At 60.5% G+C, this 14,168-nt stretch carries 10 protein-coding genes; 7 read left to right on the top strand and 3 right to left on the bottom strand.

The annotated features are described in order from the left end of the window. Window positions 1–36 precede the first annotated feature (36 nt). From acnA to MRBLPB4O_RS18675, 5 genes are all read left to right on the top strand, one after another. Complete coding sequence (gene acnA / locus MRBLPB4O_RS18695) at window positions 37–2,715, top strand: aconitate hydratase AcnA (protein WP_341796233.1); 2,679 nt, start codon at window positions 37–39, stop codon at window positions 2,713–2,715. 255 nt (window positions 2,716–2,970) lie between these two features. Further along, window positions 2,971–4,023, top strand: coding sequence for a lactonase family protein (locus MRBLPB4O_RS18690; protein ID WP_341798909.1), 1,053 nt, complete (start codon window positions 2,971–2,973; stop codon window positions 4,021–4,023). A 59-nt stretch (window positions 4,024–4,082) separates the two neighbouring features. Continuing rightward, the gene (locus MRBLPB4O_RS18685; RefSeq protein WP_019472011.1) at window positions 4,083–5,399 is read left to right on the top strand and encodes an MFS transporter; all 1,317 of its coding nucleotides are present in this window, start codon (window positions 4,083–4,085) and stop codon (window positions 5,397–5,399) included. Window positions 5,400–5,540: 141 nt separating this feature from the next. Next, window positions 5,541–6,794, top strand: coding sequence for an OprD family porin (locus tag MRBLPB4O_RS18680; protein WP_341796232.1), 1,254 nt, complete (start codon window positions 5,541–5,543; stop codon window positions 6,792–6,794). 20 nt (window positions 6,795–6,814) lie between these two features. Then, a complete protein-coding gene (locus MRBLPB4O_RS18675) occupies window positions 6,815–7,540 on the top strand; it encodes a transporter substrate-binding domain-containing protein (protein ID WP_341796231.1) in 726 nt (241 codons plus the stop codon). 309 nt (window positions 7,541–7,849) lie between these two features. Here the strand turns inward: MRBLPB4O_RS18675 and MRBLPB4O_RS18670 are convergent, their stop codons facing one another. Together MRBLPB4O_RS18670 and MRBLPB4O_RS18665 are read right to left on the bottom strand one after the other, a co-directional pair. Further along, a complete protein-coding gene (locus MRBLPB4O_RS18670) occupies window positions 7,850–8,491 on the bottom strand; it encodes a 3-oxoacid CoA-transferase subunit B (RefSeq protein WP_003251131.1) in 642 nt (213 codons plus the stop codon). 8 nt (window positions 8,492–8,499) lie between these two features. Next, entirely contained in the window at window positions 8,500–9,195 is a 696-nt protein-coding gene (locus tag MRBLPB4O_RS18665) for a 3-oxoacid CoA-transferase subunit A (protein ID WP_010954768.1), read from the bottom strand. A gap of 389 nt (window positions 9,196–9,584) precedes the next feature. Between MRBLPB4O_RS18665 and MRBLPB4O_RS18660 the strand changes: the two genes are divergently transcribed. Both MRBLPB4O_RS18660 and MRBLPB4O_RS18655 read left to right on the top strand, forming a co-directional pair. After that, window positions 9,585–11,750 carry a methyl-accepting chemotaxis protein gene (locus tag MRBLPB4O_RS18660; protein WP_341796230.1) on the top strand — a complete coding sequence of 722 codons (2,166 nt, stop codon included), beginning with the start codon at window positions 9,585–9,587 and terminating at the stop codon, window positions 11,748–11,750. Between the two features lie 129 nt (window positions 11,751–11,879). After that, entirely contained in the window at window positions 11,880–12,758 is an 879-nt protein-coding gene (locus MRBLPB4O_RS18655; protein WP_341796229.1) for a LysR family transcriptional regulator, read from the top strand. Between the two features lie 188 nt (window positions 12,759–12,946). Here MRBLPB4O_RS18655 and MRBLPB4O_RS18650 read toward each other — a convergent pair whose 3' ends face one another. Beyond that, entirely contained in the window at window positions 12,947–14,164 is a 1,218-nt protein-coding gene (locus MRBLPB4O_RS18650) for an amidohydrolase family protein (RefSeq protein WP_341796228.1), read from the bottom strand. Window positions 14,165–14,168 lie beyond the last annotated feature (4 nt).

The following is a 14,168-nucleotide window of genomic DNA, read 5'->3' as shown; positions in this document are numbered from 1 at the left end:
GCCTGCTAGCACTATAAGAAGCCGAGCGAAATGAGCATGACCGAGACTGCCTGCGACCTCTTTACTCCCCTGACAATCAACGATGATTCGTTCACGATTGTCGATCTGGGCAAGATGCTTGATCACAGCCAGCTGGCAAAGCTGCCGTATTCCATTCGTATCCTGCTGGAGAACGTTGCACGCTGCTCTCCAGAAGCCTTGCCGTCAGTGTTGGCGAGAGCTACCGGGCAGGGCCCGGACTGCGAAGTACCTTTCCAGCCCAACCGCCTGATGTTCCATGACACCACCTGCCTGCCTGCTTTGGCCGACTTCGCCGGCATGCGGGATGTTGTCGCCGAGCTGGGTGGCGATCCACAGGCGATGAATCCGCTGATCCCCGCTGTACTGACTATCGACCACTCGGTAATCGTCGAGCGCTACGCCGAGGCGAACGCGGTCGAGCAGAACCTGGACATCGACTTCCGCCGCAACAGCGAGCGCTACCGTTTCATCAAATGGGCTCAGAAGAGCCTGGACAACTTTGGTGTGATCCCACCGGGTACCGGCATCATTCACCAGATGAACATGGAGGCGTTGGCCCAGGTCGTTTGGGAAAGTCGCGCAGCGAACGGGGAGCGCCTGCTCCACCCTGACGACATGGTCGCCACCGACAGCCACACGCCGATGATCAATGCCATTGGTGTGCTGGGCTGGGGCGTTGGTGGGCTGGAAGGGCAGGCCGCCATGGTGGGTGAACCGGTACCGATCAGCTTCCCGAAAGTGATTGGTATCCGCGTGACCAATGCCATGCGTCCAGGTGTAACAGCCACCGATTTGTCCCTGCATGTGGCAGAAATTCTGCGTAAGCGCTCGGTCGTGGGCAAGTTCGTGGAGTTCACTGGGCCAGGCCTCTCCACGCTTAGCTGGGCAGCACGTGGCACAGTCTCCAACATGGCGCCCGAGTACGGGGCGACGGTTGTGTTCTTCCCGTTCGACAACGAGACGTTGGCCTACCTGGAGCTCAGCGGTCGTTCGGCCAAGTTGCGCGAGCAAGTCATCGCCTACATGAGCGCCCAGCCGCTGTGGCGTCGTGACGAATTGGCCGAGCCGGAATTCGACGAGCTCATCGAGCTTGATCTGGCGAGCATCGAGCCGAGTGTTGCAGGCCCACACCAACCGCACCAACGTCAGCCACTTTCCAAGGCCGCAGCGTCGTTCCAGGATGAAGTGCTGGGCGGCGGCAAGCTGATCACAGCTCCGCAAGAGCAGAGCTTCTTCGAGCCTTCTTTTGGTGAGTCGATCACTCACGGCGCTGTGGTGATGTCGGCTATTACCAGCTGTACCAACACCGCAAACCCGGCGCAGATGATCCAGGCGGGTTTGCTCGCCCGTAAGGCCCGGAGCCTGGGCCTTCAGCGTAAGCCGTGGGTCAAGACGTCGCTCTCGCCTGGCTCGCAGGTGGTCGCAGACTACTTGGCTGAAGCCAACCTGCTGGAAGACTTTTCTGCATTGGGCTTCGATCTGGCGGGCTTCGGTTGCATGACCTGCATCGGCAACTCGGGGAAGCTCGAAGAGCACGTTGAGCATTTCGCCGATCAAGGCCTCAAAGGCGTGGTCGTGTTGTCCGGCAACCGAAATTTCGAAGGCCGGGTGAACCCTAAAGTACCGGCAGGCTATCTGGCATCCCCGGCGTTGTGCGTTGCCTACGCCATCGCCGGTACCATCGATATCGACCTGACTTCGCAGCCGCTTGCCACGGATGCTGGGGGCCAGCCGGTATTCTTGCAGGATCTCATGCCAAGCGATGCTGACATTGCCGATGAGGTCGCCAAGGTGGTCAAGCCGGAGTTCTTCCAGCATCGCCTGGCAACTGTCTGGGAGGGTACGCACCATTGGCAGGCGCTTTCTGCCGAGGGTAGTGTCCAGTTTCCCTGGAGGCCCGAGTCTACCTACCTGCGTCGTCCGCAATACCTGGCGGATATCCAGGCGCAGCCCAATGCGTCCCTGGCTATCAATGGTGCTCGGGCGCTGATGGTGCTTGGCGACAACGTCACCACCGACCACATCTCGCCAGCAGGCGCGATCCCTGCCAATAGCTTGGCGGGCCAATGGTTGCTCGAACGTGGTGAGGATCCACAGGACCTCAACCAGTATTCCACGCGTCGCAGTAACCATGAAGTGATGCTGCGTGGTGCCTTCACCAACAAATCAGTTAAGAACCGTCTCCTTGGCGATCAGCAGCCAGGGCTGGGCGCCTGGGCGTGGAATGCTGACCACAGCGAATGCTTACCGCTGTACGAGGCCGCCAAAAGCTATGCCCTGCACAAGACACCGATGGTGGTCTTTGCAGGTATCAACTACGGCGCTGGCTCCAGCCGTGACTGGGCCGCGAAGGCACAGGCCCTGCTTGGGGTGAAGGCGGTGGTTGCGCAAAGCATCGAGCGTATTCACCGCAGCAATCTGATCGGCATGGGCGTACTGCCTCTGGTCTTCAAACCTGGCCAAAGCGTTGACGACCTTCGTTTGGATGGCAGCGAGCAGTTCGATTTCCTGGGCCTTGATGAGCTGGCTGTAGGCGAGAACCTGATCAAGCTGATCGTTCATCGCGCCGATGGCCGTCGTGATGAAGCCGAGGTTATTGCGCGTGTGGATTCGCAGCAGGAAGTGCGCTACCTGGCCAATGGTGGTGTGCTCCCGTTCGTGATCCGCAAGGTTGTTGCCCGCACTCGGGCTTGATGTTTAAAGGCCCCATGCGGGGCCCTACTTGGCCAAAACAATAAGAAGGACTCGTCCATGGATCGCGAACAATCCAACGTTGTTGCGCCTGACCTCGCGAGCGTCACGCGCGCAGGGTTATGCCGTCGCACGCTGATCAAGCACTTAGGTGCAGCCACCGGCCTCGGTATCCTGGGCTCATTGCTACCTGCAGGGTTGGTCAGCGCCGCGAGTGCCATGTCTTCAAACAATTCTGCAAGCGGGAGTAATACCCCAATGTTCGCTTATGTCGGATCGCGCACAACCCGGGAGCGCAATGCCCGTGGTGATGGCATCACGGTCTATCGGTTGAATCAAGACGCCGGCACGCTGGAGCAGGTGCAGTTGGTCGACGACTTGGTGAATCCCTCGTTTCTTGCCCTCAATCGCGCCGGTGATCGCCTCTACACTGTTCATGGCGACCGCAGTGAGGTCAGTGCCTTCAGCGTCGACAAGGCAAGTGGGAAGCTGACATTCCTCAACCGCCAAAGCTGTGAAGGCAAGAATCCGGTGCATTTGGCGCTGGACCCGAGCGAGCGGTTCCTGGTGGTTTCCAACCATATTACCGGCACCTTGGCAGTGCTCAATGTGGAAGAAAATGGCGCCTTGGGCGGTATCAATCAATTGCTCAAGCTTGAAGGCCCCACTGGCCCTCATCGGGTTGAGCAGCCATTCGCCAAGCCGCATTTCAACCCGTTTGATGCAACAGGGAACTACGTTCTGGTACCGGATAAAGGCCTGGATCGAGTGTTCAGCTTCCGCTTTGACAACGGCAAGCTGCACCCTGCCGACCAGCCATTCGCTGTTGCCCGGGAGGGTTCTGGCCCGCGTCATATCGCAATGCACCCCAAAGCCGGTTTCGCTTATGTGATCAACGAGCTGGACTCAACCGTTACCAGCTACCGTTTCGACTTCCGCAGTGGTGCCCTGCAACCGTTCCAGGTATTGCCGTCGCTGCCGGCGAGCTATACCGGCAACAGCCGCGCTTCCGAGATCGAAGTGGATCGCAGCGGGCGTTTCCTCTATGCCTCCAATCGCGGCTACGACAGCATCGCTGTGTTCAAGATTGATCAAGGAAGCGGCCTGTTGAGCCCTGTCGACTTCGTGCCTAGCGAAGGGAAAACGCCGCGTTTCTTCAGCCTGACGCCAAATCAGCGTTTCCTGTTTGCACTCAATGAGGACAGCGACAGCATCGTGTCATTTGCTGTCGATCCGCATACCGGTGGTTTGAGCAAGACAGATTTTTCGATTTCGACCGGCAGCCCGGTCTGCATGATCTTTTCCGCCTGATACCTGCTGCAACGATAACAATTAAAAGGCGAGCTACGGTTCGCTCAGATGAGGTCTTTATGAACAACAACAAAACTGTCGATGAACAGGCTGTCGTTCGCAAGGTTACCTTGCGGATCATCCCGTTCATGTTCTTGCTGTACATCGTCTCCTATCTGGATCGCGCCAATATCGGTTATGCCGCGCTGGAGATGAACAAGGAACTCGCCCTGACCAGCGAGGCGTTCGGTTTCATTTCCGGGATCTTCTTCATCGGCTATTTCCTGTTCGAAGTGCCGAGCAACGTGATGCTCAACAAATACGGTGCGCGGGTCTGGATAGCCCGAATCCTGGTGACCTGGGGCCTGATTGCTGCCGCTACCGCCTTCGCCCAGACCGCCAACCAGCTTTACGTGCTGCGCTTTTTCCTGGGCGTGGCGGAGGCGGGCTTCTTTCCGGGCGTGATCGTCTACCTGACCTACTGGTTTCGCTCGAAGGAGCTGGCCACTACCGTCGCGCTGTTCACCGCGGCAATCCCCGTCAGCTACATCATTGGCGCGCCGCTTTCGACCTGGATCATGGACAACATCAAGTGGCTCGACTGGAGCGGTTGGCGTTGGATGCTGTTCCTCGAAGGGGTCCCGGCAGTGTTCCTTGGCATAGCCTGCTTCTTGTTCCTGACTGACAAACCGGAGCAGGCCAAATGGCTTACCCAGCAGGAGAAAGACTGGCTGCTCGCCGAGCTCGAACGTGATCGCCAGAGCCGCAAGAACGTCAAGCGATTGGGTGTTTTCAAGACAATGGTCAACAAGAAGGTGCTGTACCTGGCCTTCATCTATTTCGTGTACCAGTGCGGCAGCCTGGGTGTGGGTTACTGGATGCCGCAGATCATCAAAGGCTTCTCCAGCGAGCTCACGCACACGCAAATCGGTTTGATCGCAATGCTGCCCTATATCGTTGCGACGGTTGCGATGGTTATTTGGTCGCGAAGCTCTGACCGACGAAACGAGCGCAAGATGCATTCTGCGATCCCCCTTGCAGTGGCGGCCTTGGGCCTGGTGGGGGCGGGGATGTTGTCCAGTCCTGTGGCCTCAATGGCGATGATCTGTGTGGCACTGTCGGGTCTCTACAGCTTCAAATCCCCGTTCTGGGCACTGCCGACGCTGTTCCTTGATCGGGCTACCGCAGCGGTATCCATCGCGGTAATCAACTCCATCGGCAACCTGGGTGGCTTCGTTGGCCCCTCAATGATTGGTGTGGTTAAAGGCAACAGCCAGAGCGCCGCTACCGGCCTGCTGTTCCTCAGCGCACTGCTGCTCATCGCGTTCCTGATGACTGCACTGATGCGTGTGACCAACAAAGAGCCCGATCAGCCAGTGGCCGCTTCAGCCCACTGACCTGCTGACAGAGTCGCTCTTACAGGGCATTCCAATCTTTGTAAGGGCGGTTCCAGAGCGCGTAGCAATCCCCGTAACGAATAATTTCTTCCTGGCCTGTTCCGGGTCGGGCAGCGTCATGCCAAAAAATGGAATCGCCAGATGCACAACAACAAAAACATCCTGCGCACCCTGATCACTCTGTCCCCGTGCCTGGTCGTCGGTACCGCCGGTGCAGAAGGTTTTGCCGAGGACAGCAAGGCAAGCCTGCAACTGCAAAACTACTACTTCAATCGCGATTTTCGCGAGGGTGCCGGCCAGTCCAAGCGGGAAGAATGGGCCCAGGGATTCCTCTTCGATTTCCGCTCTGGTTACACCCCAGGCACTGTGGGCTTTGGCCTTGATGCGTTGGGAATGCTGGGTATCAAGCTGGATTCAAGCCCTGACCGATCCGGTTCCGGCCTGCTGCCGGTGCATGACGATGGGCGCGCTGCCGATGAATTCAGTCGTCTCGGCCTGACCGCCAAGGTGAAGGTTTCCGAAAGCGAGCTCAGTTACGGAACACTCATCCCTAAGCTACCGACCGTGCAGGCCAATACCGGGCGGATACTGCCGCAGACCTTCGAAGGTGGCTTGCTGACCAGTAACGAAATCGAGGGCTTCACGCTGACGGGTGCACGCTTCAATCGCGTGACTGATCGTGACTCGACCGACGCTCAGAAAATCACCCTGAACAACAAGAACCGCAGGTTTACCGGTGCTGTGGAAGGTGATGATTACTGGGTGGGCGGATTTGATTACGCGGTTAACAAAGGGCTGACACTTAGCTACCAGTACGCCGAACTGCAGGACGTGTACCGACAAAACTTTTTGGGTATCAATCACACGTGGAGCATTGGCCCCGGTAAGCTCAAAAGCGATTTGCGCTACATGCTGAGCGACGACGCTGGCAACGCGAATGCTGGCAACATCGACAGTGGTGCGCTCAGTGGGTTGTTCACTTATAGCCTGGGCGGCCATGCATTTGGCCTCGGGCTACAGAAAATGAACGGTGACACTTCGATGCCATTTCTCAATGGCACGGATCCGTACCTCACCAACTATATCCAGATCAACGATTTCGCCGAGCCTGGCGAACGCTCCTGGCAGCTGCGTTACGACTACAACTTTGCCGCCATCGGCATTCCTGGGCTGACGTTCATGAGTCGCTATGTCAAAGGCGATCACGCTGATGCAGCTACCCATGCCGGGGAAGGCCGTGAGTGGGAGCGCAATACTGATATTGCATACGTATTCCAGTCCGGTGCATTGAAAAATGTTGGTATCCGTTGGCGCAATGCGGCCTACCGCGCGAACCTTGCGCGTGGCGCGGATGAGAATCGCTTGATCGTTTCGTATACCTTGCCAATCTGGTAAACCCCTTTCAGGAGATCCCTATGACAACCATCACCCCCGCGGTACTCGATGACTTGGCCCCAGGTGGCGTCATGCACGCTGCGATCAACTTTGGTAACCCCGTGCTCGCTCAGCGTGGCCCGAATGGCGAGCCACAAGGCGTATCCGTTGCACTTGCCAAAGCCCTTGCGCAAGAACTGGGTGTGAAGCTGGAAATGCGCACTTTCGATGCCGCAGGCAAAGTCTTTGCCGCGTTGGACGAGGGAGTATGGAACCTGGCGTTTCTGGCTATCGATCCGGTGCGTGAGGCGCAGATCTCGTTCAGCGAACCCTACGTCATTATTGAAGGCACGTACCTCGTTGAGCGCGATTCCCCCTTTCAGTCGGTGGTTGATCTGGACCAAGCCGGGCTGAAGCTGGCAGTGGGCAAGGGGGCTGCCTACGATCTGTTTCTGACCCGTACCCTGAAGAACGCCGAGCTTGAACGCGCGGACACGTCCGCAGGGGCGGTTGATCTGTTCCTTGAACAAAAACTCGATGCGGCTGCGGGCGTGCGCCAACCCTTGCAGAAGGTAGCTGATCTCGACCCGCGCTATCGCGTGCTGGGAGACGCCTTCACCTCAATCCGCCAGGCAATGGCGGTGCCACGTGGACGGGATGCGGGCGCGGCATACGTAAGGGCATTCGTTGAGCGAAAAAAAGCTGAAGGTTTCATTCATGCGGCTCTGGCTCAGAGCGGCCAGGCGGACGTGACCGTCGCACCTTGAATCGTGCCAGGAAAGCGATAGTCTCGGGCTGAAATGGGGTGATGCCTGGGGTAGCGGCTGTTGATCCGGGCCATAGGGGGCTGCTGTGCAGCCCATCGCAGGCAAGCCAGCTCCTACAGGTACTGCGCAGCTTTCGAGGCTGGCGCATCAACCTGTAGGAGCGGCCTTGTGCCGCGAAAGGGCCGCAAAGCGGCCCCCGGATTTTGGCGTTACATCAACTGGTGCTGGGGCTGCTTTGCAGCCCTTTCGCGGCACAAGGCCGCTCCTACAAAGGTCCGCGTAAGGCAACAGACTGTGTAAGCCGGAAGATCACTTGATCAGCGGCACACCGCTCAGCTTCTGCAACTCGTCAAAGTCGATATCTGCACAAATCTCGACCACTTTCAGCCCTTCAGGCGTCACTTCCAGTACGGCCAGGTCGGTGTAGATGCGGCTGACGCAAGCAATGCCGGTCAGCGGGTAGGTGCACTCGGGCACCAGCTTGCTTTCGCCGGTCTTGGTCAGGTGGTCCATCATCACGAACACTTGGCGAGCGCCGGTGGCGAGGTCCATCGCGCCGCCTACGGCCGGGATCGAACCTTCGGCACCGGTGTGCCAGTTGGCCAGGTCGCCCTTGACCGAGACCTGGAAGGCGCCCAATACGGCGATGTCCAGGTGGCCGCCACGCATCATCGAGAACGAGTCGGCGTGGTGGAAGAAGGCACCACCGGTCAGCAGGGTGACGTGCTGTTTCCCGGCGTTGATCAGGTCATCGTCTTCCTCCCCCGGCGCAGGGCTTGGGCCCATGCCCAGAAGGCCGTTCTCGCTGTGCAGGAATACTTCCTTGTCGCCCAGGTAGTTGGCCACCAGGGTCGGTGCGCCAATGCCCAGGTTTACGTACGCGCCTTCCTGGATGTCTGCGGCCACGCGTTGGGCCATCTCGGTGCGGGAGAGCTTTTTGGTGATGGTCATGGCAGGCCTCAGACAGCTTTGGCGATCGAAGAAGCGGCAGCGCCGGTGACGGCAACCACGCGCTGGACGAAGATACCCGGGGTGATGATGTGCTCCGGGTCCAGTTCACCGAGTTCGACAACCTGGTCGACCTGGGCGATGGCGGTCTTGGCGGCCATGGCCATGATCGGGCCGAAGTTGCGCGCGGCCTTGCGGTAGGTCAGGTTGCCCCAACGGTCACCCTTGTGCGCCTTGATCAGCGCAAAGTCGGCGTGCAGCGGCATTTCCAGCACGTACATGCGGCCGTCGATTTCACGGGTTTCCTTGCCTTCGGCCAGCAGGGTGCCGTAGCCGGTCGGCGAGAAGAACGCACCAATGCCCGAACCCGCTGCGCGGATGCGCTCGGCCAGGTTGCCTTGCGGCACCACTTCCAGCTCGATCTTGCCGGCGCGGTACAGTTCGTCGAACACGTAGGAGTCGGACTGGCGCGGGAACGAGCACACCACCTTGCGCACGCTGCCCGCCATGAGCAGGGCGGCCAGGCCGATCTCGCCGTTGCCGGCGTTGTTGCTGATAATGGTCAGGTCGCGGGCACCGGTTGCGATCAGGCCATCGATCAGCTCGGACGGCATGCCGGCTGTGCCGAAGCCACCGACCATAATGGTCGAACCGTCGGTGATCCCTTCCACCGCGCTGGCGATGGACTCGTACGTTTTATTGATCAAGGCGAGCTCCTGGTTGTTCCTGGAGTATGGTTGTCGGGCTGGCCGGCGCGTTTAAGCGATGAGGCCTGTCAGCGCTTGAAATTGTTTGCTGACTTTCGCTATAGCGTGCCGCAAGATAGGGCAACAGTAGAGGGGGTTTAGCGGAATTTGTGCGATTATCGAACTGTTGTGCGATGTGCGAGCAGTTCTGGCGGCTATTTGTCACATTCCGGATAGGGGCCTGATTTCATCTGGTTTGCGCCTCGTTGGTGCGTTCAGGGCCTGCCCATAACCTTTCTTGCACAAGTGCTGTGCATTCAATGACTTGAATTCCCCATTAATCACCGCTCCCGCCGTTGGCGTGCGACTTGCTATCAGATTGCCATCCGATGTCGCGTATGGTGAAGATAATGTCGCTTTCCAGTGGGTCCATGGAGTTGTCATCGAGTGAAAAGGGCTGGCTGCCCTGGCTGGGTAAAACCGGAAAGCTCAGGATGGGCTGGGCATGTCACCTTAACCGGGCAAATTACCCGCAGATCGAGCAAACTTTCGAAGCCATTGCCCAGACCCGCGTGCGGTTGTTGCATGATTGGGCGTGCGAGCACTGGGAGCACTTGGCGGAACTAGCGGAACAACTCGCGCAAGGGTTCGCTCAACCCGACAACACGCTGCTGCGGGACAAGCTGGCGCAGGCCGAAGACTTTTCCGAGTTGTTTGTCGTCGATGCTGCCGGCAGCATCATCACCTCCACCTGGCCACAACGTGGTACGCCACGTATCGAGTACACTGCAGCGCTGGCCCAAGGCCTGAAGGCGCCGTTTCTGCATGGCCCCTACAGCGACCCGCTGACCCTGCGCATTGGCCCGTCGTCTTCACGCTTCCACGATGAAGTAACGCTGATGTTCTACCAGCCGGTGAAGGCCGGTGGCAAAGTGCTCGGCTGCCTGTGCGGCCGGGTGCCCAACGATGTGCTGGGCGACCTGATCCAGCGCGAGGCCGGGCATATCTTCGCCGAGTCGGGCGACAACTACCTGTTCATGGCGCAGTCGCGTTTCGATCCGTCCATCCAGCCCGGCACTGCGCTGTCGCGCTCGCGCTTCGAGGACGGCACCTTTACCCACGGCGAAAACCTTAAAAGTGGTGTGCACACGCCCTGGACCACCGTGCAGGTCCAGCGCCATACCGAGCTGGAACTGCGCTTCACCGACCCCTCCACGCGCGAACTGCACCCGGGGGTAAGGGAAACCATCAGGCGTGGTGCCAACCTGTTCGTGACTTACCCGGGCTACTCGGACTACCGCCACGTGCCGGTGGTCGGCAAGGGCGTAACGTTCCAGTTACCGGGTTCGCCCGACCGCTGGGGCATGATGTGCGAGGCGGACCTGGAGGAGGTCTACCGACGCCGCTCGCTGAGCTATGGGTTGATGAAACCCTATGTGGCGACCATGGCCGGGTTGTTCGGCTGCAACTACCTGGTGCAGCACCATGCCGGCCTGCCGCAAGGGCTGAATGACGTGATTCTGGCCGTGAGCATGCTCGGCGCCACGCTGGTGTTCGGCGTGTTTGGGCCCAAGCGCCTGGCAGCCAGGTTGAATGGCATGAGCGGCGTGCTGCGCACCATCGCCGAGGGTGAAGGCAACCTGCGTCAGCGCCTGGACACCAGCACCCTGGGCAACGATGAGAGCGGCGACATGGCGCGCTGGATCAACAGCTTCATCGACCGCCTGGACGCGGTAGTGGGGCAGGTGGTGAAGGCCAGTCGCACGGTCGGCAGCACCAACCAGATGATGCTCGGGCGCAGCCAGGAGGCGAGTGTGAGCTCTGCCGATGTGGCGGACGCCGTGCACCACATGATGATCATCATGGAGGAGCAGCTTGGTGAACTGCAGCAGGCCTCGGTCAGCGCCGAGCAGATGAAGCAGGCGATGGACGAGGTGGTCAGCCGTGCCCGCGAGCAGTTTCTGGCGGTGCAGGCAGGCACCCAGTCGATTCGCGATGTGGTGGCGCGCTCGTCCTCCAGCGTGCAGCGGCTCGACAGCCGCATGGTCGAGATCGACAACATCACCGGGTTGATCAGCGCCATCACCAACCAGACCAACCTGCTGGCGCTCAATGCTGCCATCGAGGCGGCGCGTGCCGGCGAGCATGGCCGCGGCTTTGCGGTGGTGGCCGACGAGGTGCGCAGCCTGGCCGCGCGAACCGCGCGCGCCGCCGAAGACATTCGCCACATGGTCGAGAGCCTTCAGGGCGAAACCCGCCAGGCCGTCAGCTTCATGGAGCAGGGCGTACAGGACGTCGACAACAGCCTGCGCCTTGCCGAAGATGCCTCGTCCGAGAACGTTCAGCTGCACCAGGCCGTGGAGGGCATGTTCGCGATCATCCAGCAGCTCAACCGGCGTAGCGTGGAATACGGCAAGACCATCGACCAGGTCAACCAATCCTCCAGCGAGATGCGCCAGACGGCGGTGGTGCTGCAGAGCAGCGCGCAGAAGGTGCGGGTGGATGCTGGCAAGTTGCAGAAGCTGGTGGGGCAGTTCGAGGTCAGTGGCGAGGAGAAGGGGGCGGCTGCAGCTTGAGCAAAGGACCGCATCCGCGAAAGGGTTCGTGCATGCATACAAGGTATGCCTTGCCCTCTGGCATTGCATCATGCACTGCCGCTTCAGGCATCATGTACCCAGCCCCATCCACAAAAGCTGAACCCGCAGATGCCTGACTCCATCAAACCCAACCGTGCCATCTATGACCTGGACATGCTCCGCACCGTGGTCATGGTGGCCGACTGCGGCAGTTTCACCACCGCTGCCGCGCGCCTGCACTCCACCCAGTCCACGGTCAGCCAGAAGGTGCGCCGGCTGGAGGAAATGGTCGGCCAGCAGCTGCTCGACCGCAGTAACCGCGAGGTGCACCCGACCGATGCGGGGGAAACCCTGCTGGGGTATGCGCGGCACCTGCTGGCGGTGAGCAGCCAGCTGACCGAGGCCATGTCGGGCGGGGTGACGGTGACCGTGCGCATCGGCCTGCCGGACGATTTTGTCGCGGGCAAGACGATGCAGGCGCTGGCGGCGTTCAACCGGCGTAACCCGACGGTGAAGCTGGAAATTACCGGTGGGCTTAGCCGGGACTTGATGAGCACGTATGACCGTGGCGAACTGGACCTGGTGCTGATCAAGCAGCGGCGCCATAGCCGGGAGGCCAATGCGTGCCAGCCGGAGCGCATCGAGTGGATCGACAGTGCGCAGTACCCGTGTTTTGCCCAAGACCCTATTCCGCTGGTGACCTTTCCGCCGCGGGGGTTGTACCGGGATGACATGATCGGTGCGGTCGAGGCAATGGGGCGCAGTTGGCGGATCGCTTTTACCAGTTCGAGCCTGGCGGGGATACAGGAGGCGGTGGCCAATGGGTTGGGGGTTAGCCTGTTGCCGTCGCGGGTGGTGACGGGTGGGCATCGAGTGCTCGGGGTGGAGCAGGGGTTCAAGCCTATCAAGGTGTTTGAGGCGGCGATTTTTCATCGGCCTACGGCGGACCCTATGGTCATGGCGCTGGCTGAAATTCTGATCGGGATCTTGCGGGCTGAGGAAGATTGAGCCTGCGCAGCCCATTGGCTGCGCCTTCGCTCAGCGTACAAAGCTCGAAACCGTGCCGCGTACCCTGTGGGAGCGGGTTTACCCGCGAAGAAGACATCGCGGTGTATGGCACCGGCGCTGCCGGTGTTCGCGGGTGAACCCGCTCCCACAGGGGCCGAGCAGGGCTGAGATCTGAACTTCGCCTGAGGTTAACGGCGCAGTTCGGTAGCAAACTGCACTGCCTTCAACTGCAACTGCGCAGGCCCGCCCCAGAACGCGCCGTGGCGCACGATCACCCGTTCATGAATGGCCGCCGCCACCGCCGCAGCAGCATTGGGTGCCTTGAACAGAACGAAGCTGGCCTCGTTACCAACCTTCAAACCATAGTCCTGCTTGCCCATCACCCCGGCACTGGCTTCGGTCGCCATTTCCAGCGCAACCCGCAGCTCCTCGTCGGTATTGAAGCCCGAGCGGTAGCTGACCAGCATCGCACGCTGCAGCATGTCGCCATTGCCGTAGGGCCACCAGGCGTCCTGGATGTTGTCATTCCCGGTAAATACCCGCACGCCGCCGTTACGCAGGCGCAGCACGGGTGGGAACGCATGTTCGCCGGGGGCGTTGGTCATGATGGAGATGCCGGCGGCGGCCAGCACTTCGGCGGTGCGGTCGACGACAGCGTCGGATACGTCACCCAGGCCATAGGCGTGGCTGACCGCCACCAGGCCGTGCATGCCCAGTGCCTGGGTGCGCGTGGCGATGCGTTGGAGCTGAGCGATGCAGATGTCGCTGGGTTCGTGCAGGTGGATATCAACCTTCACGCCATGGCGCTCGGCGATACCGAACACGATGTCCAGCTGGGCGTCGGCGTCGCCATCCAGTGTGGTGGGGTCGATGCCGCCGACCACCTGCACGCCTTCGCGGATGGCCGCTTCCATCATTTCAGCCGTACCGGGGCAGGTCACCACACCGGCCTGAGGGAAGGCCACCAGCTCGATGTCGACAAGGTCTTTCCACTTGTCCCGGGCTTCGAGCAGGGCGTGCAGGTTGGTCAGGCCGGTGGTGGCGTCCACGTCCACGTGGCAACGCATGGCCAGGGTGCCGAACGAGGCGGCCTGGCGCATCAGCGCATCGGCGCGCTCGACGATGGGCGGGGCGCTGGCCAGTTCGCGTTTTTCCACGGCCAGGCGCTCGCGCAGGCTGGCCACGGGTTGGTGCGGTCGCCAGCGGTCGCCGACAAAGCTCTTGTCCAGGTGGATGTGGCCATCGACAAAGCCTGGCAGCACCAGCAGGCCTTCAAGGTCGATGGTTTCACGGGCGGGGGTGCTGGCGCGTTGCGGGCCGATGTGGGTGATGCGGCCGTTGGTTACGGCAATGTGCAGGGGCAGGCCATCGGCGTCGATGGCGTTGATGAACTCACGGTCGTTCATGATC

Origin of the sequence: Pseudomonas sp. LPB4.O, assembly GCF_038383825.1 — a bacterium.
Classification (GTDB): domain Bacteria; phylum Pseudomonadota; class Gammaproteobacteria; order Pseudomonadales; family Pseudomonadaceae; genus Aquipseudomonas; species Aquipseudomonas putida.
Note: the sequence above shows the minus strand (reverse complement) of the source record. Positions and strands in the feature narration are given on the sequence as shown.